Origin of the sequence: Pseudomonas sp. TMW22091, assembly GCF_022496705.1 — a bacterium.
In the GTDB taxonomy this organism is placed as follows: Bacteria; Pseudomonadota; Gammaproteobacteria; order Pseudomonadales; family Pseudomonadaceae; genus Aquipseudomonas; species Aquipseudomonas saxonica.
Map to the genome: position 1 here is coordinate 211,586 of NZ_SCFI01000006.1, position 23,238 is coordinate 234,823.

General features: G+C 56.4%; 21 protein-coding genes. 12 read left to right on the forward strand and 9 right to left on the reverse strand.

What is annotated here, in order from left to right; all coding sequences use genetic code 11:
• The first annotated feature begins 49 nt into the window (after nucleotides 1-49).
• The 3 genes from dapE to EQV93_RS13835 all read left to right on the forward strand — a co-directional run bounded on the left by dapE (nucleotide 50) and on the right by EQV93_RS13835 (nucleotide 2,470).
• On the forward strand, nucleotides 50-1,201 hold the full coding sequence (dapE, locus tag EQV93_RS13825) for a succinyl-diaminopimelate desuccinylase (protein ID WP_122782434.1): 1,152 nt from the start codon (nucleotides 50-52) through the stop codon (nucleotides 1,199-1,201).
• On the forward strand, nucleotides 1,201-2,010 hold the full coding sequence (locus tag EQV93_RS13830; RefSeq protein ID WP_122782435.1) for a putative RNA methyltransferase: 810 nt from the start codon (nucleotides 1,201-1,203) through the stop codon (nucleotides 2,008-2,010). Before dapE ends, EQV93_RS13830 begins: the two co-directional genes overlap by 1 nt.
• 79 nt (nucleotides 2,011-2,089) lie before the next feature.
• Complete coding sequence (locus tag EQV93_RS13835) at nucleotides 2,090-2,470, forward strand: hypothetical protein (RefSeq protein WP_122782436.1); 381 nt, start codon at nucleotides 2,090-2,092, stop codon at nucleotides 2,468-2,470.
• Nucleotides 2,471-2,527: 57 nt separating this feature from the next.
• Here the strand turns inward: EQV93_RS13835 and EQV93_RS13840 are convergent, their stop codons facing one another.
• Entirely contained in the window at nucleotides 2,528-2,737 is a 210-nt protein-coding gene (locus tag EQV93_RS13840) for a cold-shock protein (RefSeq protein ID WP_122782437.1), read from the reverse strand.
• Nucleotides 2,738-2,976: 239 nt separating this feature from the next.
• On the opposite strand from EQV93_RS13840, the gene plsB reads away from it, so the two are divergent.
• The 3 genes from plsB (at nucleotide 2,977) to EQV93_RS13855 (ending at nucleotide 6,354) form a co-directional block, all read left to right on the forward strand.
• On the forward strand, nucleotides 2,977-5,472 hold the full coding sequence (gene plsB, locus EQV93_RS13845) for a glycerol-3-phosphate 1-O-acyltransferase PlsB (RefSeq protein ID WP_122782438.1): 2,496 nt from the start codon (nucleotides 2,977-2,979) through the stop codon (nucleotides 5,470-5,472).
• 145 nt (nucleotides 5,473-5,617) lie between these two features.
• Entirely contained in the window at nucleotides 5,618-5,782 is a 165-nt protein-coding gene (locus EQV93_RS13850) for a hypothetical protein (protein WP_240891753.1), read from the forward strand.
• 170 nt (nucleotides 5,783-5,952) lie between these two features.
• Nucleotides 5,953-6,354 (forward strand): YbaY family lipoprotein, encoded by a 402-nt coding sequence (locus tag EQV93_RS13855; protein WP_240891754.1) that lies wholly within the window; start codon nucleotides 5,953-5,955, stop codon nucleotides 6,352-6,354.
• 104 nt (nucleotides 6,355-6,458) lie between these two features.
• Here EQV93_RS13855 and EQV93_RS13860 read toward each other — a convergent pair whose 3' ends face one another.
• Both EQV93_RS13860 and EQV93_RS13865 read right to left on the reverse strand, forming a co-directional pair.
• Nucleotides 6,459-9,524, reverse strand: coding sequence for an efflux RND transporter permease subunit (locus tag EQV93_RS13860; RefSeq protein ID WP_240891755.1), 3,066 nt, complete (start codon nucleotides 9,522-9,524; stop codon nucleotides 6,459-6,461).
• Nucleotides 9,525-9,529: 5 nt separating this feature from the next.
• A complete protein-coding gene (locus EQV93_RS13865; RefSeq protein WP_240891756.1) occupies nucleotides 9,530-10,630 on the reverse strand; it encodes an efflux RND transporter periplasmic adaptor subunit in 1,101 nt (366 codons plus the stop codon).
• A gap of 90 nt (nucleotides 10,631-10,720) precedes the next feature.
• On the opposite strand from EQV93_RS13865, the gene EQV93_RS13870 reads away from it, so the two are divergent.
• Complete coding sequence (locus EQV93_RS13870; RefSeq protein WP_122782442.1) at nucleotides 10,721-11,359, forward strand: TetR/AcrR family transcriptional regulator; 639 nt, start codon at nucleotides 10,721-10,723, stop codon at nucleotides 11,357-11,359.
• Nucleotides 11,360-11,463: 104 nt separating this feature from the next.
• Here EQV93_RS13870 and EQV93_RS13875 read toward each other — a convergent pair whose 3' ends face one another.
• Nucleotides 11,464-12,246 carry a class I SAM-dependent methyltransferase gene (locus EQV93_RS13875; protein ID WP_122782443.1) on the reverse strand — a complete coding sequence of 261 codons (783 nt, stop codon included), beginning with the start codon at nucleotides 12,244-12,246 and terminating at the stop codon, nucleotides 11,464-11,466.
• Nucleotides 12,247-12,339: 93 nt separating this feature from the next.
• Between EQV93_RS13875 and EQV93_RS13880 the strand changes: the two genes are divergently transcribed.
• Nucleotides 12,340-12,960: an energy transducer TonB gene (locus EQV93_RS13880; RefSeq protein ID WP_240891757.1), complete on the forward strand. Its 621-nt coding sequence runs from the start codon at nucleotides 12,340-12,342 to the stop codon at nucleotides 12,958-12,960.
• Here the strand turns inward: EQV93_RS13880 and EQV93_RS13885 are convergent.
• The 5 genes from EQV93_RS13885 to ppc all read right to left on the reverse strand — a co-directional run bounded on the left by EQV93_RS13885 (nucleotide 12,957) and on the right by ppc (nucleotide 18,554).
• Nucleotides 12,957-13,826, reverse strand: a complete 870-nt coding sequence (locus EQV93_RS13885; protein WP_240891758.1) for a DUF72 domain-containing protein — start codon at nucleotides 13,824-13,826, stop codon at nucleotides 12,957-12,959. The genes EQV93_RS13880 and EQV93_RS13885 overlap by 4 nt on opposite strands.
• 4 nt (nucleotides 13,827-13,830) lie before the next feature.
• Nucleotides 13,831-14,127 carry a hypothetical protein gene (locus tag EQV93_RS13890; protein WP_146385307.1) on the reverse strand — a complete coding sequence of 99 codons (297 nt, stop codon included), beginning with the start codon at nucleotides 14,125-14,127 and terminating at the stop codon, nucleotides 13,831-13,833.
• 101 nt (nucleotides 14,128-14,228) lie between these two features.
• Nucleotides 14,229-14,906, reverse strand: a complete 678-nt coding sequence (gene tsaB, locus EQV93_RS13895; protein WP_122782447.1) for a tRNA (adenosine(37)-N6)-threonylcarbamoyltransferase complex dimerization subunit type 1 TsaB — start codon at nucleotides 14,904-14,906, stop codon at nucleotides 14,229-14,231.
• Between the two features lie 95 nt (nucleotides 14,907-15,001).
• Complete coding sequence (gene adk / locus EQV93_RS13900) at nucleotides 15,002-15,649, reverse strand: adenylate kinase (protein WP_122782448.1); 648 nt, start codon at nucleotides 15,647-15,649, stop codon at nucleotides 15,002-15,004.
• A 274-nt stretch (nucleotides 15,650-15,923) separates the two neighbouring features.
• Nucleotides 15,924-18,554 carry a phosphoenolpyruvate carboxylase gene (gene ppc, locus EQV93_RS13905; RefSeq protein ID WP_122782449.1) on the reverse strand — a complete coding sequence of 877 codons (2,631 nt, stop codon included), beginning with the start codon at nucleotides 18,552-18,554 and terminating at the stop codon, nucleotides 15,924-15,926.
• A gap of 283 nt (nucleotides 18,555-18,837) precedes the next feature.
• Between ppc and EQV93_RS13910 the strand changes: the two genes are divergently transcribed.
• The 4 genes from EQV93_RS13910 to EQV93_RS13925 all read left to right on the forward strand — a co-directional run bounded on the left by EQV93_RS13910 (nucleotide 18,838) and on the right by EQV93_RS13925 (nucleotide 23,213).
• A complete protein-coding gene (locus EQV93_RS13910; protein ID WP_199750899.1) occupies nucleotides 18,838-19,239 on the forward strand; it encodes a DUF4398 domain-containing protein in 402 nt (133 codons plus the stop codon).
• Between the two features lie 65 nt (nucleotides 19,240-19,304).
• The gene (locus EQV93_RS13915; RefSeq protein ID WP_122782451.1) at nucleotides 19,305-20,084 is read left to right on the forward strand and encodes an OmpA family protein; all 780 of its coding nucleotides are present in this window, start codon (nucleotides 19,305-19,307) and stop codon (nucleotides 20,082-20,084) included.
• A gap of 258 nt (nucleotides 20,085-20,342) precedes the next feature.
• Nucleotides 20,343-21,785 (forward strand): glycosyl hydrolase family 18 protein, encoded by a 1,443-nt coding sequence (locus EQV93_RS13920; protein ID WP_240891759.1) that lies wholly within the window; start codon nucleotides 20,343-20,345, stop codon nucleotides 21,783-21,785.
• 45 nt (nucleotides 21,786-21,830) lie between these two features.
• Nucleotides 21,831-23,213: a lytic polysaccharide monooxygenase gene (locus EQV93_RS13925; RefSeq protein ID WP_240891760.1), complete on the forward strand. Its 1,383-nt coding sequence runs from the start codon at nucleotides 21,831-21,833 to the stop codon at nucleotides 23,211-23,213.
• Nucleotides 23,214-23,238 lie beyond the last annotated feature (25 nt).

Consider the following 23,238-nt stretch of genomic DNA (forward strand, 5'->3'; position numbering starts at 1 on the left):
CCTTTTGTGCCCTGCCCGCCCGCACTTGACCCGCTTCGGAGCTCATACCATGACGGCCCACGCCGACCTTTCGCCGACCCTGCAACTTGCCTGCGATCTGATCCGTCGCCCTTCCGTGACGCCCATCGACGCCGATTGCCAGAAGCTGATGATGCAGCGTCTGGGCGATGCGGGCTTTAAGCTGGAGCCCATGCGCATTGAAGACGTCGATAATTTTTGGGCCACCCACGGCAAGCACGACGGCCCTGTACTGTGCTTCGCTGGCCATACCGACGTGGTGCCGACCGGTCCGGTGCAAGCCTGGCAGAACGACCCGTTTGACGCGCTGATCGACGAAAATGGCATGCTCTGTGGCCGTGGGGCCGCCGACATGAAAGGCAGCCTGGCAGCCATGCTGGTCGCCGCAGAACGGTTCGTCGCCGATTACCCGGACCACAAAGGCTCGGTCGCGTTTCTGATTACCAGCGACGAAGAAGGCCCTGCACATCACGGCACAAAAGCCGTGGTCGAACGCTTTGCTGCGCGCAACGAGCGTCTGGACTGGTGCATCGTTGGCGAACCCTCGAGCACCACTCTGGTGGGCGACGTGGTCAAAAACGGCCGCCGTGGCTCCCTGGGCGCCAAGCTGACCGTTCGCGGCATTCAGGGCCATGTGGCCTACCCGCACCTGGCCAAAAACCCGATTCATCTGGCGGCTCCAGCGCTGGCCGAACTGGCTGCCGAGCATTGGGACAACGGCAATGCGTTCTTCCCGCCGACCAGCTTCCAGATTTCCAACCTTAACTCCGGCACGGGCGCGACCAATGTCATTCCCGGCGACCTGGTGGCTGTGTTCAACTTCCGCTTCTCGACCGAATCCACCGTCGAAGGCTTGCAACAGCGTGTCGCTGACATTCTCGACAAGCACGGTCTGGATTGGCACATCGAGTGGGCGCTGTCTGGCCTGCCCTTTCTAACCGAGCCGGGAGCTCTGCTGGACGCGGTGTCGCAAAGCATCAAACAGGTCACGGGCCGCGAAACCCAGGCGTCCACCAGTGGCGGCACCTCTGACGGACGCTTTATCGCGACCCTGGGCACGCAAGTGGTAGAACTGGGGCCGGTCAATGCCACGATCCACCAAGTCAACGAGCGGGTGCTGGCCAGCGATCTCGATGTTCTGACCGAGATCTACTACCAAACTCTGATCAAGTTGCTCGCCTGATGCTTGCCTGCCCCATTTGCAGTGAGCCACTGAGCGCGGTGGAAAACGGCGTTGTCTGCCCCGCCGGCCATCGCTTTGACCGTGCGCGTCAGGGTTACCTGAACCTGTTGCCGGTGCAGCACAAAAACAGCCGCGATCCGGGCGATAATCAGGCGATGGTCGAAGCCCGCCGCGACTTCCTCAACGCGGGCCATTACGCCCCGGTTGCCAAGCGCCTGGCCGAACTGGCCGCCGAACGCGCACCACAGCGCTGGCTTGATATCGGTTGTGGCGAAGGTTATTACACCGCTCAAGTGGCCGAAGCCTTGCCCAACGCCGATGGCTACGCGCTGGATATTTCCCGCGAAGCCGTCAAACGTGCCTGCAAGCGCAACCCGCACCTGACCTGGTTGATCGCCAGCATGGCCCGAGTACCTTTAGCCGATGCCAGTTGCCAGTTTCTGGCCAGTGTTTTCAGCCCTCTGGACTGGCTCGAAGCCAAGCGCTTGCTCAGCCCCGGTGGCGGCTTGATGCGTGTAGGCCCGACTCGCGGTCACTTGATGGAATTGCGCGAGCGTTTGTACGACGAAGTACGCGAATACACCGATGACAAGCACTTGGCGCTAGTCCCTGAAGGGATGCAGTTGCAACACAGTGAAATACTGGAGTTCACGCTGAGCTTGAGCGAACCTCAGGATCGCGCCAATCTGCTGGCCATGACACCCCACGGCTGGCGCGCCAGCGCTGAACGTCGCGCGCAAGTGATCGAACACCCGCAGCCTTTAGTGGTGACGGTCTCGATGCGCTACGATTACTTCGTTCTTCAATAATCAATTTACGGCCTGCGGCACACGCCGCAGACCCGACGAATCCGCGAATGGATTTTTCAGACACGCAGTGAGGACATCCATGCGCCAGCCCGATATCGAGATTTACCTGAAAGAGGCTAAATCTGGTCACGAACACGTTGTTGATTGGCTTTCTGAGGCTCTGGGCACTTGTACACCCTGGGTGAAAAAGGGGCAGGTGTGGAAATGCACCGCAGGCGGCATACCCGTCACCTGGATGCCCAACGCCGTGGGTAAATGGAACAGCTTGTACCTGGACAGTGACCAAACGCCTTGGGACGATGACATCGCCTGTGCTCAAGCTGCATTCAAAGCGCTTAACGTCGAAGTGCGTTGCGCACCGGGCACATGGAAAGAGGAGCAAGGTGAAGCAGACGCCGATCGCTGGATCCGCATCAGCGAGGATGGTCAGGAAGAAATCACCTGGAAAACCAATTCCTGAGGTGCAATCAAGCCTTGTAGCAGCTGCCGCAACCTACGGCAGCTGCTACAAAGGACGTTAAAGCCCTACCACATCATCCGCTTGTAAACCTTTTTCACCCGTCACCTGGGTGTACTCCACCTGCTGACCTTCGGCCAGAGAGCGATGGCCTTCACCGCGAATAGCACGGTAATGCACGAACACATCACCGCCACTTTCGCCCTGAATGAAACCGTAGCCCTTGGCGTCATTGAACCACTTCACACTGCCTGTCAAACGCGTAGCCATAGATCACTTCCCCCTTTTTGTTATTAATTGGGCGCATTAGTGGCCCGTTAAGAACTTTCGCTAGAACTTACCTTTTTGAAATCAGGTCTTACACTGCATAGCGAAAGACCTTCGAGTATAAGTCAGCCCGAAAAACACTCAATCAATATTACTTCGCTGCTTTTTTGCCGATTTTCCAGAGATACGGCACACTACCGGGCCGAGTAAATACTCGTTAAATCCACTCACGCAGAAGCCGTATGACCCGTTCCCCATTCCGCCGCCTTGTTTTTGGCGCTCTGCGTCGCTTGCTGTACCTGTGGGTGCGCTCAGAGACGATCAATCAATCGTCTTTGTCCCTCAACCTGGATCGCAGCCGGCCCGTTTTCTACGTCTTGCAATCCCCCTCCATCACGGAACTGGCGGTGGTTGACACCGAGTGCACCAAAGTCGGTTTACCGCGCCCGGTACTGCCCGTTTCTGTTGGCCCTATGATGGAGCCTGCGGCGTTCTTTTACCTGACCCCCGAGCCTGATTGGGTGGGACGTCAAGACAAGCGCGGAGCCCCGCCTACACTGACCCGCCTGGTCGATGGCCTGACCCTGAACCCGGCCGAGGATGCGCAAATCATCCCGGTCAGCGTGTTCTGGGGTCAATCGCCCGACAGCGAGTCCAGCCCATGGAAACTGCTGTTTGCCGACAGCTGGGCCGTCACCGGGCGCTTGCGTCGCTTGCTGCGCATTCTGATTCTGGGCCGAAAAACCCGGGTGCAGTTTTCAGCGCCCATTCATTTACGCGAGCTGGTAGACCTCAATAAAGGCCACGAGCGCACCGTGCGTATGGCCCAACGTATTTTGCGGGTGCACTTTCGCAACCTCAAAACCGCCACCATCGGGCCCGACCTGTCTCATCGCCGCAATCTGGTCAAAGGCTTGATCAACGAACCGGCAGTGCGCCAGGCGATTCTCGATGAAGCCCAGCGCGAGAACATCTCGCCAGAAAAGGCCCGTGCCCAGGCATTGCGCTACGCCAATGAAATTGCCTCGGACTACACCTACACCGCGATCCGCTTTTTTGAAGTGGTGCTCAGCTGGTTCTGGAACAAGATTTACGACGGGGTCAAGCTCAACCACATCGAGGGCGTACAGAACGTCGCGCAAGGCCACGAAATCGTCTATGTGCCCTGCCACCGCAGCCATATCGACTACTTGCTGCTGTCCTACCTGCTTTTTCGCAACGGCCTGACCCCGCCGCATATTGCCGCGGGGATCAACCTGAACATGCCCGTGGTGGGGCCTTTACTGCGCCGCGGCGGAGCGTTTTTCATGCGCCGCACGTTCAAGGGCAATCCGCTGTACACCTCGGTGTTCAACGAATACATGCATACCCTGTTCACCAAAGGCTTTCCGGTTGAGTACTTCGTCGAAGGCGGCAGATCGCGCACCGGCCGTATGCTGCAACCCAAAACCGGCATGCTGGCGATCACCGTGCGCAGCTACTTGCGCTCATCGCGTATGCCCATTGTCTTTGTGCCGGTCTATATCGGTTATGAGCGCGTGCTCGAAGGTCGCACTTATCTGGGAGAGCTACGCGGAGCGAGCAAGAAGAAAGAATCGATATTCGACATGTTCAAGGTCATCGGCGCACTCAAACAAAAGTTTGGCCAGGTCGCCGTCAACTTTGGCGAGCCAATCAAGCTCGCCGATTTCCTGGACAACGAACAGCCGGACTGGCGCCAGCAGGAACTTGCCCCGCTGTATCGCCCGCAGTGGTTAAACGCCGCCACCCATCGCCTGGGCGAGAAAGTTGCACAAAAACTCAACGAAGCCGCTGCTATCAACCCCGTCAATCTGGTGGCACTGGCATTGCTGTCCACCAGTAAGCTGGCCCTTGATGACCGTGCCTTGGCGCGCGTTCTGGACTTGTATCTGGCCCTCTTGCGTCGCGTCCCTTACTCGCCGTACACCACATTGCCTGAAGGCGATGGCCGGGCGTTGATTGAGCACGTAAAAGGCATGGATCTGCTCTCGGAACAGAGCGATGCGCTGGGTAAAATCCTGTATCTGGATGAGCAGAATGCGGTTCTGATGACCTATTACCGCAACAACGTGCTGCATATCTTTGCATTGCCATCGTTGCTCTCCAGCTTCTTCCAGAGCGCTTCGCGCATGACCCGCGAACAAATCCTGCGCTACACCCATGCGCTGTACCCGTACCTGCAATCGGAGCTGTTCATTCGCTGGTCACGGGAGGAGCTCGACGCTGTGGTCGATCAATGGTTAGAAGCCTTTGTCGAGCAAGGCTTGTTGCGTTTTGAAGGTGAGGTCTACCTGCGCCCTGCACCAAGCTCACGCCACTTCGTATTGCTGACGCTGCTGTCTAAAAGCATTGCGCAAACCTTGCAGCGCTTCTACATGGCCATCTCGTTGTTGCTCAACAGTGGCCAAAACACCTTGAGCGCTGAAGAGCTGGAAGACCTGTGCACGATGATGGCCCAGCGCCTGTCGATCCTGCACGGCCTCAACGCACCCGAGTTCTTCGATAAAAGCCTGTTTCGGCACTTTATCGAAACATTGCTTGAAGAGGATGTGTTGCGTCGTGATGCCAACGGCAAGTTGAGCTATCACGAGATGCTGGGGGAGCTGGCCGAAGGGGCTGCCAAACGTGTATTGCCGGCCGAAATTCGCCTGTCGATCCGTCAGGTGGCCTTGCACCGCAGCGAAGACGCCGCGGATCAGCCCGAAAACGTCGGATAAGGCTGGCCGTTCCACGAGGATATATCAGCAAAGATGCATGGAAGCGTCTCTGCCTGATTCAACGCCCTGAACGTTCGCTAGGCTGAGTTACATGCCGGTTTAAGTGGCATAAACCCTTTATTCAACAAAGATAAGGACATCTTTTATGACCCCACAAAATACAACTGGCGTTCATGGCGGCAATGGCATTAGTCCAGCAACTGGCAGCTTTGACGCACACGCCTCCACCTCGCAAAAACAGGCCATCGCCAATCCGGTGTTCACCATCAGCATGGGTGAAGTCAAACTCTCGGTATTTGCCCCAGCCTGACCAACCATTAAGTCGGAGCACGCTGAATGGGCATTGCCTCATAGTTGGCGTGTTGACGTATTTATCTTCATTACTATCGTCAATGAGGGTGCTGACAGAAATTCATGGTAAAAAACTTTTCTGAATAAGGTGCGAACTATCTGCGCCAGAAAAAAGGAGATTTACACCCCATGAATAAAATTCTATTGCTCGCACTGACGGTATTGCTCGGAGCTTGTAGCACGATGAACTCTACCCCCCACGCCACACTGGATGGCGAAGTGTATTACCTGGAACGTATCGGCCTGCCAAGTACGGCAACCGTGAAAGTGAGCCTTCAGGATGTATCTCTGGCCGATGCCCCTGCGGTGACGCTGGCCAAGCAAAGCGGCCAGATAAAAGGCCAGATCCCGCTGCCCTTTCACCTGACCTATGACCCTGCCGACATCAAGCCAGGCCATCGGTATGCGATCAGCGCACGAATCGAAAATAATGGCCGCTTGTTGTTTATCAACACCGAACACCACGGCGTCGATCTCAATGCCAAGTCGTTGCAGCCGATTCGGGTGCGCGTCAACCCAGTCGCCAACTGACTGCACCTGCGCTCCCTCACCCCCAACCCTCTCCCAAAGGGAGAGGGAGCTTGATCTCGGGTGCTGCTTATAGCCCCTCTCCCTCCGGGTGAGGGGCTGTTTACCTAGAGCTTCTTCACTCTGAACCACGCCGCGTACAGCGCTGGCAAAAACAGCAACGTCAGCGCTGTCGCCACGATCAGCCCGCCCATAATTGCCACCGCCATCGGCCCGAAGAACACGCTGCGTGACAGCGGAATCATCGCCAGCACCGCCGCCAGCGCGGTCAGCACGATCGGCCGGAAGCGCCGCACCGTCGCTTCGATAATGGCCTGCCAAGTGTCCAGCCCCGCGGCTTTATCCTGCTCGATCTGGTCAACCAGAATCACCGAGTTGCGCATGATCATCCCTGACAAGGCAATGGTGCCTAGCATCGCGACAAAGCCAAAAGGTTTGTCGAACAGCAACAGGAACAACGTCACCCCAATCAAGCCCAATGGCGCGGTCAGAAACACCATGACCATGCGCGAGAAGCTGCGCAGTTGCACCATCAACAAGGTCAGCACCACCACAATAAACAACGGCACTCCCGCTTTTACCGAATCCTGCCCGCGCGTTGAATCCTCCACCGTGCCCCCCACTTCAAGCAAATAGCCATCAGGCAGTTCGGCACGCACGTCTTCAAGGGTTGGCAATATTTGCGCGACCAGTGTCGCCGGCTGCTCCTTGCCATAAATATCGGCGCGCACCGTCACCGTTGGCAGCCGGTTGCGGTGCCAGATAACGCCTTCTTCAAAACCATATTCCAGCGTCGCAATTTGCGACAACGCTACGCTCTGTCCATTGTCGGTCGGCACCGACAGACTCGGCAGTAACGACAACTCTGTGCGCTCATGAGCCGTGCCGCGCAACAGAATCTCGATCAACTCATTATCTTCCCGGTACTGGCTGACCGTAGAGCCGAGCAGCGTACTTTGCAGGAAACGCGATACCTGTTGCGTACTGACACCCAAGGCCCGCGCCCGATCCTGATCAATGTTGAGGTACACCACCTTGCTCGGTTCCTCCCAGTCCAGGTGAACATTGACCACATGCGGGTTCTCACGGACTTTGACCGCCACCTTGCGCGCCAAGGCCCGCACCTCCTCGATGTGCTCACCCGTAACCCGGAACTGAACCGGGTAACCCACAGGCGGCCCATTTTCCAGACGTGTCACCCGCGAACGAACACCAGGGAATTGCTCGTTCAGGGTTTCGATCAACCAGGTGCGCAGACTTTCACGGTCTTCAATAGTCTTGGCCAGCACCACAAACTGGGCAAAGCTGGCCGCCGGCAATTGCTGATCCAGCGGCAGGTAATACCGGGGTGAGCCTGTACCGGCATATGACACATAGTTGACGATGCCTGGATGCTCCTTGAGCAGTTTTTCCAGGTGCTTGACTTGATCCGTGGTGTTACTCAACGAGGCACCTTCAGCCAGTTTCAAGTCCACCATCAGTTCCAGTCGGCTAGACGCCGGGAAGAACTGCTGCGGAACCAGCTTGAACAGCATGACCGAGCCGATGAACAACGCTACGGTCAGCGCTATGACCGTCTTGCGCCGACGCACACACCACTCCACCAAGTGCCGTATCCGCTGATAAAACGGGGTCGCATACGGGTCGGGAGCTCCTGACGCCGCGCCATGTTTTTCAGCATGCTGTTTCGCCAGATCCGGCAACAATAAAGCGCCCAGATACGGCACAAACACGACGGCGGCGATCCAAGATGCCAGCAGCGCAATGGTCACCACCTGAAAAATCGAACGCGTGTACTCACCGGTGCTCGACTGCGCCATTGCGATCGGCAAAAAACCCGCCGCCGTAATCAGCGTACCGGTCAGCATCGGGAACGCCGTGCTGGTCCATGCAAAGCTGGCCGCTTTGAGCCGGTCGTAGCCCTGCTCCATTTTGATTGCCATCATTTCAACGGCAATGATCGCGTCATCCACTAACAAGCCCAGCGCCAGCACCAGCGCACCCAGCGAGATTTTGTGCAAGCCAATGCCAAAATAATGCATCGTGGCGAAGGTCATCGCCAGCACCAGCGGTATGGTCAGCGCAACCACCATGCCAGTGCGAACACCCAACGAGAAGAAACTCACCAGCAAGACAATAGCCAGCGCCTCTACCAGCACCTGAACGAATTCACCCACACTGGTTTTCACCGCTGCCGGCTGATCCGACACTTTGCTCAACACCATCCCGGCCGGCAATTGCCTCTGAAGCCGTTCAAATTCAGCTTCCAGAGCCTTGCCCAGCACCAGAATATCGCCACCGTCTTTCATCGCCACGGCCAGCCCTAAAGCGTCATTGCCCATAAAGCGCATGCGCGGTGCCGGTGGGTCACTGAAACCACGGCGCACATCGGCCACGTCACTGATGCGCAGCGTTCGCTCCCCCACCCGAATCGGGAAACGCTCAATCTCCTCAACCGTTTTGAAATTGCCGCTGACCCGCAATTGCACGCGATCGGTCGGGGTCTCAAAAAAGCCTGCCGTTGATACCGCGTTCTGCTCTTCAAGGGCTTTTTGAACGGCCGCTAGCGGCAACCCCAGGGTCGCGAGTTTAAGATTGGACAGTTCGACCCATATTTTTTCGTCTTGCAGGCCCAGCAGCTCTACCTTGCCAACGTCCTTGACCCGTTGCAGCTGGATCTGGATACGCTCGGCGTAGTCCTTGAGCAGCGCATAGTCAAAGCCCTCACCACTCAAGCTGTAGATGTTGCCGAACGTAGTGCCGAATTCATCATTGAAAAAAGGCCCCTGAATATCCGGCGGCAACGTCTGGCGAATATCACTGATTTTTTTGCGCACTTGATACCAAAGCGCAGGGACTTCGTCCGAGTGCATCGAGTCGCGTGCCATAAAGGTCACTTGCGATTCACCGGGGCGCGAGAACGAGACGATACGTTCGTACTCACCGGTTTCCATGAGCTTCTTTTCGATGCGTTCAGTGACTTGCCGCGAGACTTCCTCGGCCGAGGCCCCAGGCCATAACGTGCGAATGACCATTGCCTTGAACGTAAACGGCGGGTCTTCACTTTGCCCAAGCTTGGTATATGAAATGCCCCCAACAATGGCCAACAACAGCATCAAGAACAGCACGATCTGGCGATTGCGCAACGCCCAGGCGGAGAGGTTGAAACCCATCAGGCTTACTCCTTGGCCGCCACGTTGATCGTTCGGTTGGAGCGATCGATTGGCCGCACCTCTTGCCCTGAGTGCAACACATGCACCCCCGCAGCCACGATCCAGTCGTCAGGCTTGAGGCCTGCGAGCACAGGCACACTCTTCTCGCCAAACGGCCCGACCTGAACCGGCACCTGCTCCAGCGTATTGCCCTTAGTGATACGCCAGATATACGTCGCGCCATTTTCAGCACTCAAGGCAGACAGCGGCACCGAAAGAGCGCTGGCCCCTTCACCTTGTATGTAAACACGGGCACTTTGCCCCAGCTCGGCAGGCACTTTGCCTGCCTGGAAGGCGATACGAGCCGCAAAGGTTCTCGATTTTGGATCGGCCGAAGGTGACAGCTCACGAATGCGACCACTGAAGCGCTGGTCAGGCTGAGACCACAGCTCTACGGAAACAGGCATCCCTAACTTGAAGCGCGCGAAATCTTGCTCAGGCAAGCTGATCAGCACTTCACGCTCGCCATCGGCTGCGAGGGTAAACACTGTCTGCCCGGCGGCCACCACCTGCCCTACTTCGACCTGACGTTGGGCGATGACGCCATCTTGAGGCGCGCGCAACACGGCATAGCTGGCCTGATTGCTGGCCACTTCCTGTTCTGCCTTGAGCTGCTGGAGTTTGGCTTCACCGGAGCGGTAGAGGTTTTCGGCGTTATCGAATTGCGATCGGCTGACCATCTGCCGATCGAGCAAGGTTTTGTAACGATCACGCTCTGCACGCACCAGATTCAGATTGGCCTGACCGGCAGCAACCTGCGCGCGGTTGACTTGCAACTGCAAGCGCACATCTTGCGGGTCCAGTTCTGCCAGGGGTTGATCAGCCTTGACCCGCTCCCCTTCGTCGACCAGTCGCCGGGTGACTTTACCGCCGATACGAAATGCCAATTGCGGGTCGAAACGTGCGCGCACCTCGCCGGGATAGCTTTGACTGGCCAATGCGAAAGGTTGCGGTTGCACCACCAACACTGGGCTGGTGCTGACGTGTACTGGCTCCTCTTGCCCGCACGCGGTTAACAGAAACACCAAAAAGACAGGCACGGCGCGGGGCAAGGCGTGGCGCAACATGGAGATGACCTTTCGCAAATAGGGCTTGGAATATTTATACTGGGCGGCATGTTATTAATACCAAACTCACCAGTCCAGTAATAAACAGAAATGTCTGACAATCGTTTAAACCCCAATTCTGCCGGGCGCCCCAAGGATATGGCAAAACGCCACCTAATCCTTGAAGCGGCTAAAACTTTGTTCCTGAGCAAAGGCTTTGCCAGCACCAGCATGGACGCGGTGGCTGGCCTTGCGGGGGTATCAAAACTCACGGTTTACAGCCATTTCACCGACAAAGAGACCCTGTTCTCGGCGGCGATCATGGCCAAGTGTTCAGAGCAGTTACCAGAATTGTTTTTTGAGTTGCCTGCAGGTGCCCCGATTGATTCAGTGCTATTAAACATTGGCCGGGGTTTTTACACATTGATCAACAGCGAAGAGTCACTCAACCTGCATCGGCTGATGATGACCCTGGGTAGCCAAGACCCGAAGCTGTCGCAAATTTTCTTTGAGGCGGGGCCTCAACGGGTCGTGCTGGAAATGGAGCGTCTGCTGAGCAAGATTCACCACACGGGTGAGTTGCAGATTGAAAAGCCCCTCAATGCGGCGGAGCATTTCTTTTGCCTGATCAAGGGCGGGCCTAACTTTCGCCTGCTGTATGGCTATGGTGAACCCTTAAGTGCAGAGGCTGGCGAGGCGCATGTGCGGGATGTGGTGGGGATATTTATGAGGGCTTATCGGCCGGATTGAAACCGCATTGGGCGCTGCCCTCACCCCAAGCCGATTGGCGCTGATCGTGCGGCCGCGCGCGGTTAGTCCCCTCTCCCTCTGGGAGAGGGCTAGGGTGAGGGGCTTTAAGGCTTCAGCGCTTTTTTCGGGTAAATATCGTAACGGCTCGATTTACCATCCAGCGCATGGCTCGGCTTGGGCCCGGCAATACACGGCGCCTTGCGCGGTCGTTTAACCACAACACGATGACTCGCCAAGGCCAATGCAGCCTCCAGCAACGCCGGCGCATCATTGTCATCCCCCACCAAAGGCCTGAACAGACGCATTTCTTTCTTAACCAATGCCGTTTTCTCACGGTGCGGAAACATGGGGTCAAGGTAGATCACCTGTGGCGGCTCGCCCTCCCAGTTGCGCATCACGTCAATCGAGTTGCCTTTGAGCAAACGCATACGCGACACAATGGGCGCCACCTCAAAGTCATCAAGCCCGCGCGCCAGACCATCCTCCAGTAGCGCACCAATCAATGGCTGACGTTCAATCAGGCTCATCTCGCACCCCAGACTGGCCAACACAAAGGCGTCTTTACCCAAACCCGCCGTGGCGTCCAGCACCCGCGGGCGAACGCCTTGCTGAATACCGACAGCCTTGGCAATCATTTGCCCGGTGCCGCCGCCAAACAAACGACGATGAGCCGCACCGCCTTCGACAAAATCGACCCGCACCGGCCCCGGTGCATCAGGGCCCAGCTGTTGCAACTGCAAACCTTGCTCCCCAACCTGCAACGCAAAGTCGGCTTGCGCCTCGTCCAAGGGCAGAACCAGACGTTCAGCCCACTGCTCGGCCAAGGCCTGATACGCCTCGCCCAATGCTTCGACTTTGATACGACAGCCCGCTGCTTGCTCAATCATCTAAAAACACGCTCAAAAATTTAATGATCGGCAAACGCTGCCGATAAATGAAATATCCGGCATTTTGCCAGAGCTGGGCGTCGACCGAGAGCTATGTCAGACATTCATTCCACATCTATTGGCTTTATCGCCCCGATTGGCGACTTTGGCCGGCACAATTCGCAGATCACAGGCAGCGTCAATCACCTGTGGAGGGACTTCTACGCCCAGGCGTTGGCCGAACAGGGTACAACCCAAGACGCACCCACAACGGGCAGCGAGCCACTGGCCGTAGATGACAATGTTGAGCCTCAAGGCGGCAGCGAGGTATTGGGCACTATCGTGACCCAACGTCAGTGCGAGGTCGAGGACACCGAGCTACAACCGCCCGAAGCCTTGTTTTTACCCATCGCCGAGTTTGAGCTGGACTTGTTACCGCCGCCCGCCACGCCCTGGCCACCCGAAGAAATCATCGAGCAACAACGTCAGCAGGATTTCACCACGACCTGGGTACGCCCCACCGTTATGGCTTTGGGCCATCCTCTGCCTGATCCCGGCCCGGCTCCTGAGCCGCGACCGTTACACCTGCCCATTGCCGAATTCGAACTGGATTTGCTCGACAAGCCCGCCGAGCCATACGACCCCCTGACGCTGATTGAACAGCAACGGGCGATGGACTTCGATATGGGCTGGGCACGGCCATTGATCATCAACAACCTGCGTTTGGCGGCCTAAAGCAGCCCCAACTGCTCGCTCGCGTGCGGGTCGGACAACTGGGGTAGCGCAGGCAACCCGGGTAATCGATCGCTCAACTGCTGATGGAATCGTCGCGCCAACTCAGGTGCCCGATGATTATCTGGGGTGTGCAGAAACACGTAGGGGGTACGCCCTTCTTCAATCCAGCCCGCTACTTTTTCAACCCATGGGATTAAATACGGATCGTTGGCCTCCAGCTCTGGCCGACCAATAAAGCGCACTTGCGGAAAATTCGTGAACGCTGCCGGACGTGGCGGCACTCTGGGTTTTTTCGCTTGAGCGTGAAGCACGGCGGGGTCGGTTGAGGTGCAACTGAACAGCGCCCGTGGATCAAGGCAAATGCGCTCGACCCCACGCTCCAAAAGCAATCGGTTAAGCCGCTTTTCGGCATCGCCCCTGGCAAAGAACTCCGGGTGACGCACTTCTATGGCCAATGGCCGCTCAAGAGCGTCTATAAAGCTCACCAACTCGGCCAAACGCTGTGGCCCGAAACTGGCCGGGAGTTGTAGCCAAAATGGCGCTACACGCCCTCCCAAGGGCTGTAACAAGTGCACAAAGTCTTGCGCAGCATGAAGGTGCTGGCGTAAGTCCCCCCCATGACTGATATCCCGGGGAAACTTGGCGGTAAACCGGAAGTGCTCCGGCAAGCTTTGCACCCAACGCGTCACCGTGGCAGGTGCAGGACGGGCATAGAAGGTTGTGTTGCCTTCCACCGCATTGAAGACTTGCGCGTACAGACTTAAAAAATCGGCTGGGCGGGCATTGTGTGGGTACAGGCCTTCGCGCCAGGCGTTTTCACTCCAAGACGGGCAACCGAGGTAATAAGGCAGAGGGGCATCATTCATGCGCTCAAATGTACAGGTCCAACCCCAGCACTTCTATTTCCCAATCGACAAAACCTGCCGTCGTCAGGTAGCTGGCCAATGCACTGGCCGCATTTTTACTCATGCCGCGCTGAAAAATCATGTCTTGTGAGCGCACCGCAAGCGGACTGGCACGATCACCCGAAGGTGACGCTCGAGTGGCTTGGGGGGCACTTTCAAACGCCGTGTCTTGGTCGTCCACCGACTCATCAATCAGCGTTTGGCCTTTACGCGGCTTGCGCTTGATGGGGTAAGACTGTGAGGAAAAGCCGTCTATGCGCATGACTGCATGCTCGGGAGCGATAACGGCAATTTAGCGGCGTTGGCCGAAGTTAGCAAATACGCCGCTACGACACCGCAACGGGCTCGCGCCGGAAGTACGGTTTACGGCCGGGCTTTGGGGGTCGCTACCTTGTCGCGCAGATACACGGGCTGCGCGTCATCTGCGGTAATGGCTTCACCACGCGCCCAAGCAAAGCGCGCCAGGGCCAGCAGGTCTTCGGCGTGAGGCAACATGCCTGCGTCCATCGCATAAGGCTTGAGGCTCAAGCGCTCGGCATAACCCCAGCCGGTGCCCGCGCCAAACCATTCACCACTGGCGCCATCAGGCAAAGCGGCCACCTCGGGCGGCAAAACCGCTTCGACACCGGCCAGGCACATTTCGCCTGCCTGCTCGCGATAGCAGCCCCAGTACACTTCGTCCATGCGCGCATCAATCGCCGACGCCACCTGAGTCGCGCCATGCTCACGAAAAGCCCGCTGGGCCAGTACCGCCAGGTTGGAGATCGGTAACACCGGACGCTCCAGTGCAAAGGCCAGGCCCTGCACCACGCCAATGGCGATCCGTACACCAGTGAAGGCGCCCGGCCCACGTCCAAAGGCAATCGCATCCACCGCTGACAACTCGATACCCGCCTCGGCCAGCAGGTCTTTGATCATCGGCAACAGCTTTTGCGCGTGCAGGCGCGGGATCACCTCGTAGTGGCTCGTGACCTTGCCATCGTGCAGCAAGGCAACAGAGCAAGCTTCAGTCGCGGTATCCAGGGCCAGCAAGGTGCTCATCGGTGTTCCCGTCAAAATCAAAAGTGGAAAAAGTGCTGCAGTATAAACAACAACAGCCCGCAAGCGGGCTGTTGTCACAAAGCAAAACCGACTTATCAGCTCAGGGCTTCAAGCACCTTGGCCGTGATCGCCTCTACTGAACCAACACCTTCGATGTGGCTGTACTTTGGCTTGCCTTGGGCAGCCGAAAGCTTTTGATAGAAATCTACCAGCGGCTTGGTTTGCGAATGGTAAACAGACAGACGATGGCGAACGGTTTCTTCGGTGTCGTCTTTACGCTGTACCAGCGCTTCACCCGTCACGTCGTCCTTGCCTTCTGTTTTAGGCGGGTTGTAGATCGTGTGATAAACACGGCCCGACGCTTCGTGAACGCGACGACCAGCAATACGCTGAACGATTTCTTCGTCTTCGACTGCGATTTCTACCACGTGATCCAGTTCAACGCCCGCTTTGACCAGCGCCTCAGCTTGCGGAATGGTGCGTGGGAAACCGTCGAACAGGAAACCGTTTTTGCAGTCGTCCTGAGCAATACGTTCCTTGACCAGATTGATGATCAGGTCATCGGAAACCAGAGCACCGCTGTCCATTACGCTTTTAGCGATCAGACCCAGTTCGGTTCCGGCTTTAACGGCTGCACGTAACATGTCGCCGGTGGAGATTTGCGGGATGCCAAATTTTTCAGTGATGAACTTTGCCTGAGTACCTTTACCGGCCCCGGGAGCTCCCAGCAGAATTACGCGCATCGATGTGCTCCTCAATTTTTTATTTAAGTGACAGCAGACTCGCCTCTTTGGGCCAATCTCAAAATCGGATTATGGTCGTCAAAACGGCCAAGGGCTGACCAAGATACACAGCCGTCCCGGCCCACACAAGCGGGCCAAAGTAGGAAAAAGTACTAGGAAATGCACCCTTGCGGCCTGGTGTCACAGGGTGCAACCCCACTGAAAAGAATCGTCTGCGCGCCGAGATCGGCCTCAAAACAGCCCTTGGCTCTGCGCGCAGACGCGTCGACAGGGCTTAACCGGTATTGCGCAAGCCCGCTGCGATCCCGGCCACAGTGACCAGCAACGCTTGTTCCAGAGGGCTGTCCTGAGTAGCTTCCTGGCGTCGAGAGCGGGCCAGAAGTTCGGCCTGCAACAGATGAAGAGGGTCAAGGTAGGTATTGCGCAAACGGATGAATTCCAGTGTCTCGGGGCTATGCGCCATTAACTGAGACTGGCCGGTCAAACCCAAGACCACGGAGCACGCCTGCGACAATAAGTCGCGTAGCTGCACACCCAATGGCAGCAACTCGGCAGACACCAGACGCTCGTCATAGAGCCGCGCGATGTCAGCGTCCGCTTTTGCCAACACCATTTCCAACATGTCGATACGCGTGCGAAAGAACGGCCACTGCTCACGCATGCGCGCCAACTGCTCACCTTCACCGCGCGCAAGGGCCTGATTCAGCGCTGTTTCCCAGCCGAGCCAAGCAGGCAACATCAGGCGAGTCTGGGTCCAGCCAAAAATCCACGGGATGGCTCGCAGGCTTTCAATGCCACCAGCGCGACGTTTGGCGGGGCGGCTGCCCAGCGGCAAGCGGCCCAATTCCTGCTCCGGAGTGGACTGTCGGAAGTACTCGACGAACTGCGGATTGTCGCGCACGACCCCACGGTAAGCCTTGACCCCGTCGGCCGCCAACTCGTCCATCAACGTCCGCCAAGCGGGCTCTGGCAGAGGTGGCGGGAGCAAGGTGGCTTCGAGCACTGCCGCCAGATACAGGTTGAGGTTTTGCTCGGCAATGTCCGGCAGGCCGAACTTAAAACGGATCATTTCCCCTTGTTCAGTGGTACGGAAGCGCCCCGCCACCGAGCCCGGCGGCTGCGACAGGATAGCTGCGTGCGCCGGGCCACCGCCACGGCCCACTGTGCCCCCACGGCCATGGAACAGCAGCAATTCAACCCCTTGTTCGTGACAGATATTGACCAGCGCTTCCTGCGCACGGTATTGCGCCCAGGCGGCGGCCGTGGTGCCTGCATCCTTGGCCGAGTCGGAGTAACCGATCATCACTTCTTGCGGCCCTTGCAGGTGCGCCCGATAACCCGGCAACAGCAACAATCGCTCAATCACGGGCCCGGCATTGTCCAAATCGGCCAGGGTTTCGAAGAGGGGAACAACGCGCATCGGGCGTTCAAGGCCGGCCTCTTTAAGCAGTAATTGCACCGCCAGTACATCCGAGGCCGAGCCCGCCATCGATATGACATAGGAGCCTAAAGAAGCGGCCGGGGCAGCCGCCACTTCGCGGCAGGTGGCCAGCACCTCTGCGGTATCTGCACTGGGCTTGAAGTAACCGGGCAACAGCGGGCGGCGGTTGCTCAGCTCGCGTAACAGGAAAATAAGACGGGCATCCTCGTCCCAGTCTTCATAGCGTCCCAGCCCGAGATAATCGGTGATTTCTGTCATGGCCGAGGCGTGTCGTGCTGCATCCTGACGCACATCAAGGCGCACCAGAAACAGGCCGAAGGTCACGGCCCGGCGCAAACAATCGAGTAACGGGCCGTCTGCAATCACGCCCATGCCACAGGCGTGCAGCGATTGATAGCACAGCTGCAACGGCGCCAACAGGTCGCGATTGTCTTGAAGCACCTCTGGCCCAGCGTCTTGCGACGTGCCCAACGCGCTATGCGCCCAGTTGCGGGTGGCCCGCAAGCGTTCACGCAGTTGTTTCAAGACCGCACGATACGGCTCGGCACTCTCCCCCGCCTGCGCCAGCAATTGCGGCGTAGCCTGTTGCATCGACAGGTCGGCCGCCAGTTTGTTGATGTCGCGCAGGTATAAATCAGCGGCCATCCAGCGAGCCAGTAACAGCACTTCGCGGGTTACGGTGGCGGTCACATTCGGATTGCCATCGCGGTCGCCGCCCATCCAGGAAGCAAAGCGGATCGGTGCGGCCTCCAGCGGCAAATGCAAGCCGGTGGCCGCATGCAGCGCTTTGTCTGCCTTGCGCAACATGTGCGGTACGGCGTGCCAAAGTGAATGTTCGATCACCGCAAAGCCCCACTTGGCTTCATCGATCGGCGTTGGCCGGGTACGACGAATTTCCTCGGTGTGCCAAGCCTCGGCAATCAGCCGTTGCAAGCGTTGTTCAATCTCGGATTTTTCGGCAAGGGTCAGATCACGGTGATCTTGAGCGGCCAACTGTTCGGCAATCGCGTCGTACTTTTGGATCAACGTACGCCGGGTCACTTCAGTGGGATGCGCCGTCAGTACCAGTTCAATTTCAAGACCACTGACTTGCCGCGCCAGCGCCTCGGGTTCATGCCCTTCTGCCAGCAGACGATCGAGCAACTGAGGCAGCACCAGAGCCTCAAAGGGCTGGGCTTGACCCTCTTCACGCCGATGGATGAGTTCGTATTGCTCGGCGATATTGGCCAGGTTCAAAAACTGGTTGAACGCCCGCGCTACAGGCAGCACTTCATCATCGCTCAGGGCGCCCAGAATCTCACTCAATTCCTCACCGGTAGTGCCGCGCCGGTCGGCCTTGGCACCTTGGCGAATCCGCTCGATCTTGGCGAGAAATGCGTCGCCGTATTGGTCACGAATCGTATGGCCCAACAGCTCACCCAGAAGGTGAACATCATCGCGCAAGCGTGCATCAATATCGGTCATCAGCAAATTCTCCGGCAGTGAGCGGGGATGTTCGTGCCTCAAGAGTCGTTGCAAAGGCTGCTTTTGACAAGGCGCTGAAGCGGGAAATGGGGGATTAAATGCCTGACCAATCAGTCAGGAATTTTTTAGGCCAATTGCCACCTTTTATTTTGAACTATTCAAAAACCGCTCGGGTCACACCCATTAACCATCACTGCTGGAACGTGTGTTCCAACCCTCTGGCTGGCGCTTCGGGGTGATGGAATCAGTTTTTTTAAGGAGCTTCCCAATGGAGTTGAAGACCATGATGACCCGCACTGTCAAAACCACCTCACCTCGCCTGCGCGGTCTGAAACTGGCTGCCCTGGCAATCGGTACCAGCTTCGTTCTGGCCGGTTGCGCGGGTAACCCACCGACAGAGCAATACGCCGTCACTCAGTCCGCTGTGAATAACGCCGTGAGTGCCGGGGCTACGGAATACGCCCCGGTAGAAATGAAAGCGGCCCAAGACAAGCTCAAAGAAGCAGAGCTTGCCATGCATGACAAAAACTACGAAGACGCCCGTCGCCTGTCCGAACAGGCGGAGTGGGATGCTCGTGTAGCAGAACGCAAAGCGCAGGCTGCAAAAGCCGAGAAAGCTGCACAGGATGCTCAGACAGCCGTTCAGCAACTGCGTCAAGAAGGCATGCGCGGCCTTAATAAGTAATCGCCGCCCTTTTTGACTGCACCTGACGACCCAGCATTCCTAATTGATAGAAAGGACTAAACATTATGCGCAATAAAGTCATGATTCCTGCCCTGTTGGCCCTGAGCGTAGGTCTGGCCGCGTGCTCGCACCAGCCAAACGTCAACCTGGAAAATGCCAAGACCAACTTCTCGGCCCTGCAAACCAACCCTGAAGCCACCAAGGTTGCCGCTCTGGAAACCAAAGACGCCAGCGAGTGGCTGGACAAGGCTGAAAAGGCCTACATGAATAAAGAGGACGACTCGAAAGTCGACCAGTTGGCTTACCTGACCAACCAGCGTGTTGAAGTCGCCAAGCAAACCATCGCGTTGCGCACGGCTGAAAACAAACTGAAGAACTCCGGCTCCGACCGTGCACAGGCCCTGCTGGATGCGCGTGACGCCCAGATCAAAGCGCTTCGCGGTATGAATGCCAAGCAAACTGAACGCGGTACATTGGTGACCTTTGGCGACGTACTGTTCCAGTTCGGCAAGTCCAATCTGCAACCCAACTCGCGCAACAACATCAACACGCTGGCCAACTACCTGATCCAGAACCCGGATCGCAAGGTGATTGTTGAGGGTTACACCGACAGCGTCGGCTCAGCTGCTTTCAACCAGACCTTGTCTGAGCGTCGTGCTGAGGCAGTGCGTGCGGCTCTGGTTAAGGCTGGTGTAGATCCTACCCGCATCGTGGCCCAGGGCTATGGCAAGGAATACCCGGTAGCGAGCAACGCCACTGATTCGGGCCGTGCTCAAAACCGCCGCGTTGAAGTGACCATCTCCAACGACAACCAGCCGGTAGCGCCGCGTTCGTCGATGCAGTAAGCGCTTGAGAAAAAGCCCCGCCTGAGAAATCAGGCGGGGCTTTTTGTTGTTCGAAAGAAAAAGCACGGCGCGCTATTCAGCGGTCTTTAAAATTACCGGGCTATTCGAAAAAACACTAACCAACTGGTATTTCTGACAGTGATCCCTGTCTTCAAAACGCTTATAAATAGTGCTCGCGGATCACCGATCTGATTGCACTCATAAACACGTTGATTGCACCAGATAACTTACCGAGCTTTGTTATGTCGAGGGATCAACATGCCTGCCAAATCTAAAAACACAGTACCCCACCAACTATCTGCCTCAACAATGCCCGACATGAGCAACAGACAAATCATCATGGGCTTTTGGCATAATTGGGCAGAAGGCGAATGGAGCGGAAGTGGTTATCAGCAAGGCTCCTTCAAGAACATGTCACTGCTCGATATACCTGAACACTACAATGTCGTAGCGGTAGCCTTTATGAAAGTTGCGGCAGGCAGTACAGACCCCATCCCCACCTTTAAACCCTATAACGAAACGGATGAAGAGTTCCGTCGGCAAATAGGCGTACTGAATGCCCAAGGCCGTGCAGTGCTCATCTCCTTAGGGGGAGCAGATGCACACATTGCACTGTCGAACGCCGATGAAGACGCATTGGTTGAGCGCATTATTTATCTGACAGACACCTACGGTTTTGATGGCCTTGATATTGATCTTGAGCAAGCGGCGATTATAGCCAAGGACAACCAAACTGTTATCCCCGCTGCCCTCAAGCGAGTAAAATCTTTATATCGTGAACAGGGCAAAAACTTTATTGTGAGCATGGCGCCTGAGTTTCCCTACTTGCGCACCGGCAATAGTTACGTCCCCTACATCACGTCGTTAGAAGGTGATTATGATTTCATTGCGCCGCAATTTTATAATCAGGGCGCTGATGGCGTATGGGTTGACGGACTTGGCAACTTAAAACAAAACGATGACACCGTAAAAGAGGACTTCCTCTATTATTTAACCGAAAGTATCGTGACCGGCACACGCGGCTATATAAAAATCCCTCACGAAAAGTTTGTTATTGGTTTGCCGAGCAACAATGATGGCGCCGCCAATGGATACGCCTCAAATCCACAAGATGTGATAAAGGCACTGGAGCGTCTTAAAGCCGCCGAACTGCCAATAAAAGGCCTTATGACGTGGTCGATTAATTGGGACGCTGGGAAGACTAAATCAGGCGTCCCTTATGATTGGGAGTTTATAACACGCTACGGATTTATAGCGGGCGGTGAAACTCCGAACCCGGAAAAACCCTCAACGCCGAGTGACGTCCTATCGATTGCCATAACGAAAACTGAAATTGCGTTGGACTGGAAGCTGTCAACAGGCCCGAATCCGATTGTTCATTATTGGATTTACCGTGACGGTAAACCCGCAGGTCAGAACCAAGCCCCCCCCTTTACCGATAGAAACTTACAACCCGACACGCTTTACAACTATCAAATACTGGCAAGAGACAGTCTGGGTAACAGCTCTGATTTAAGTGCCATTGTGCCTGTACGCACGGCAGGTTCAGGCGACAGTGAGAGTGAGTGGAAGCACGAAACCTGGTATGCGGATAACTCAAGCGTCACCTATCTCGGGCTGGCGTATCGCTGTGTGATGCAGCACACCGCTATCGAGTTTTGGACACCGGATAAAGCCACGTCACTTTGGCAGCGCACGTAAAACCCACGTTGTTGCTCTCACTCTCTTTTACACCTGAGGCCTACCATGTCAAAAGTTCGAGCCAAAAATGTAATTAGCCGAGGCAAACAGCTGCGCCACGGTCATGTTTTTTCGCCCGCATCACGTGCGTATTTTGCGTGGGAAGCAGGCGACCTGGAAACAGGGCAATTAAATCAGCGCGAATCCGGTAAATTTTTTCCAGCCAGGGTCGAAAAGTTACAGGATGCCTATGCCCCTTCAGACATTGTTAACTTTGCGCCGCCCCCTGATGGAAAGATTGCCAGTGCCAACCAGGGCAACGGAGAGTTTCTGGATAAAGCCGGTACTCATTGGCAAAAACATGAAGTTCGTGGGGGGGAGGTGCTGGATATTTCCTGGAATTTTTCGGCGGCCCATACCACACGTCGTTGGAATTACTTCATCACTAAACCAGAGTGGGACCCTCAACAGGTATTGGCCCGGGATCAATTTGAACCGGAACCCTTTTATACCGTCCAGATCAATCTTAAACCTTACTGGGAGCATGGGGATGCGATGATGCCTTCGTCGCCCACCACCCATGAAGTGCCTTTGCCACTGCGTGAGGGCTACCATGTTTTGCTGGCTGTATGGGAAGTGGCAAACTCTGGAAATGCGTTCTACCACATACTGGACCTCGACTTCATCGCTGATGAAGGTGGGGGGGAGCGCCCGACTACGCCTGCCGACTTCACCGCCAGCGATGTTACTGACAAGCACGTCGCATTAACGTGGAGTGCCTCAACGGGTACAACCCCGATTGCTACTTACCGCATAACGCGCAATGGCGTCACCACAATTGATATTGATGCTCCACTGCTTGACTGGACTGACTATAGTGTTGCCCCGGATACGTCTTATACCTATTTCATCAGTGCTATTGACGAACTCAATAACATTTCTGCTCCAAGTCGAGCCATCAACGTTCTTACGTTGGGTGAAGGGGGGCAAGATGGGCCACCTACTGCGCCGAAAAGCTTGCACAGTATGAAACAAACGGCTAACAGCGTGAGCCTGATGTGGGGAGTGTCCAATGGCCCCTCACCTGTTACGCACTACATCGTCTTTCGCGATGGACGAGAAGTGAGCCGGGTGAGTGGGACTCAAACGTCCTATGAAGATGCAGGCTTGACGCCGGAAAGCGAATATCGCTATTTCGTAGCCGCTCTTGACCAACGAGCCCAATGGTCGGTTCCCAGTAATGTGATCAGCGTCAAAACAGAGGCAGATCAGGGAGGCGGCGAGGATAACCCTGCCTGGAAACTTAATACGCTTTATCAAACTGCAGATTTAGTCAGCCACAAAGGCAGTAACTGGCGTTGCTTGCAGTCCCATACTTCATATACCGAAGACTGGGCTCCTGGGCAGGCCTCCAGTGAGGTCCTGTGGGCAGCGGCAGCAAAACGATAAAAAACAGGGGGAGCTTAACGCTCCC

What these genes read in the sequence shown, in the direction of transcription:
- dapE (WP_122782434.1), top strand. Translation starts at nt 50, where the DNA reads ATGACGGCCCACGCCGACCTTTCGCCGACCCTGCAACTTGCCTGCGAT.
- EQV93_RS13830 (WP_122782435.1), top strand. Translation starts at nt 1,201, where the DNA reads ATGCTTGCCTGCCCCATTTGCAGTGAGCCACTGAGCGCGGTGGAAAAC.
- EQV93_RS13835 (WP_122782436.1), top strand. Translation starts at nt 2,090, where the DNA reads ATGCGCCAGCCCGATATCGAGATTTACCTGAAAGAGGCTAAATCTGGT.
- EQV93_RS13840 (WP_122782437.1), bottom strand. Translation starts at nt 2,737, where the DNA reads ATGGCTACGCGTTTGACAGGCAGTGTGAAGTGGTTCAATGACGCCAAG.
- plsB (WP_122782438.1), top strand. Translation starts at nt 2,977, where the DNA reads ATGACCCGTTCCCCATTCCGCCGCCTTGTTTTTGGCGCTCTGCGTCGC.
- EQV93_RS13850 (WP_240891753.1), top strand. Translation starts at nt 5,618, where the DNA reads ATGACCCCACAAAATACAACTGGCGTTCATGGCGGCAATGGCATTAGT.
- EQV93_RS13855 (WP_240891754.1), top strand. Translation starts at nt 5,953, where the DNA reads ATGAATAAAATTCTATTGCTCGCACTGACGGTATTGCTCGGAGCTTGT.
- EQV93_RS13860 (WP_240891755.1), bottom strand. Translation starts at nt 9,524, where the DNA reads ATGGGTTTCAACCTCTCCGCCTGGGCGTTGCGCAATCGCCAGATCGTG.
- EQV93_RS13865 (WP_240891756.1), bottom strand. Translation starts at nt 10,630, where the DNA reads ATGTTGCGCCACGCCTTGCCCCGCGCCGTGCCTGTCTTTTTGGTGTTT.
- EQV93_RS13870 (WP_122782442.1), top strand. Translation starts at nt 10,721, where the DNA reads ATGTCTGACAATCGTTTAAACCCCAATTCTGCCGGGCGCCCCAAGGAT.
- EQV93_RS13875 (WP_122782443.1), bottom strand. Translation starts at nt 12,246, where the DNA reads ATGATTGAGCAAGCAGCGGGCTGTCGTATCAAAGTCGAAGCATTGGGC.
- EQV93_RS13880 (WP_240891757.1), top strand. Translation starts at nt 12,340, where the DNA reads ATGTCAGACATTCATTCCACATCTATTGGCTTTATCGCCCCGATTGGC.
- EQV93_RS13885 (WP_240891758.1), bottom strand. Translation starts at nt 13,826, where the DNA reads ATGAATGATGCCCCTCTGCCTTATTACCTCGGTTGCCCGTCTTGGAGT.
- EQV93_RS13890 (WP_146385307.1), bottom strand. Translation starts at nt 14,127, where the DNA reads ATGCGCATAGACGGCTTTTCCTCACAGTCTTACCCCATCAAGCGCAAG.
- tsaB (WP_122782447.1), bottom strand. Translation starts at nt 14,906, where the DNA reads ATGAGCACCTTGCTGGCCCTGGATACCGCGACTGAAGCTTGCTCTGTT.
- adk (WP_122782448.1), bottom strand. Translation starts at nt 15,649, where the DNA reads ATGCGCGTAATTCTGCTGGGAGCTCCCGGGGCCGGTAAAGGTACTCAG.
- ppc (WP_122782449.1), bottom strand. Translation starts at nt 18,554, where the DNA reads ATGACCGATATTGATGCACGCTTGCGCGATGATGTTCACCTTCTGGGT.
- EQV93_RS13910 (WP_199750899.1), top strand. Translation starts at nt 18,838, where the DNA reads ATGATGACCCGCACTGTCAAAACCACCTCACCTCGCCTGCGCGGTCTG.
- EQV93_RS13915 (WP_122782451.1), top strand. Translation starts at nt 19,305, where the DNA reads ATGCGCAATAAAGTCATGATTCCTGCCCTGTTGGCCCTGAGCGTAGGT.
- EQV93_RS13920 (WP_240891759.1), top strand. Translation starts at nt 20,343, where the DNA reads ATGCCTGCCAAATCTAAAAACACAGTACCCCACCAACTATCTGCCTCA.
- EQV93_RS13925 (WP_240891760.1), top strand. Translation starts at nt 21,831, where the DNA reads ATGTCAAAAGTTCGAGCCAAAAATGTAATTAGCCGAGGCAAACAGCTG.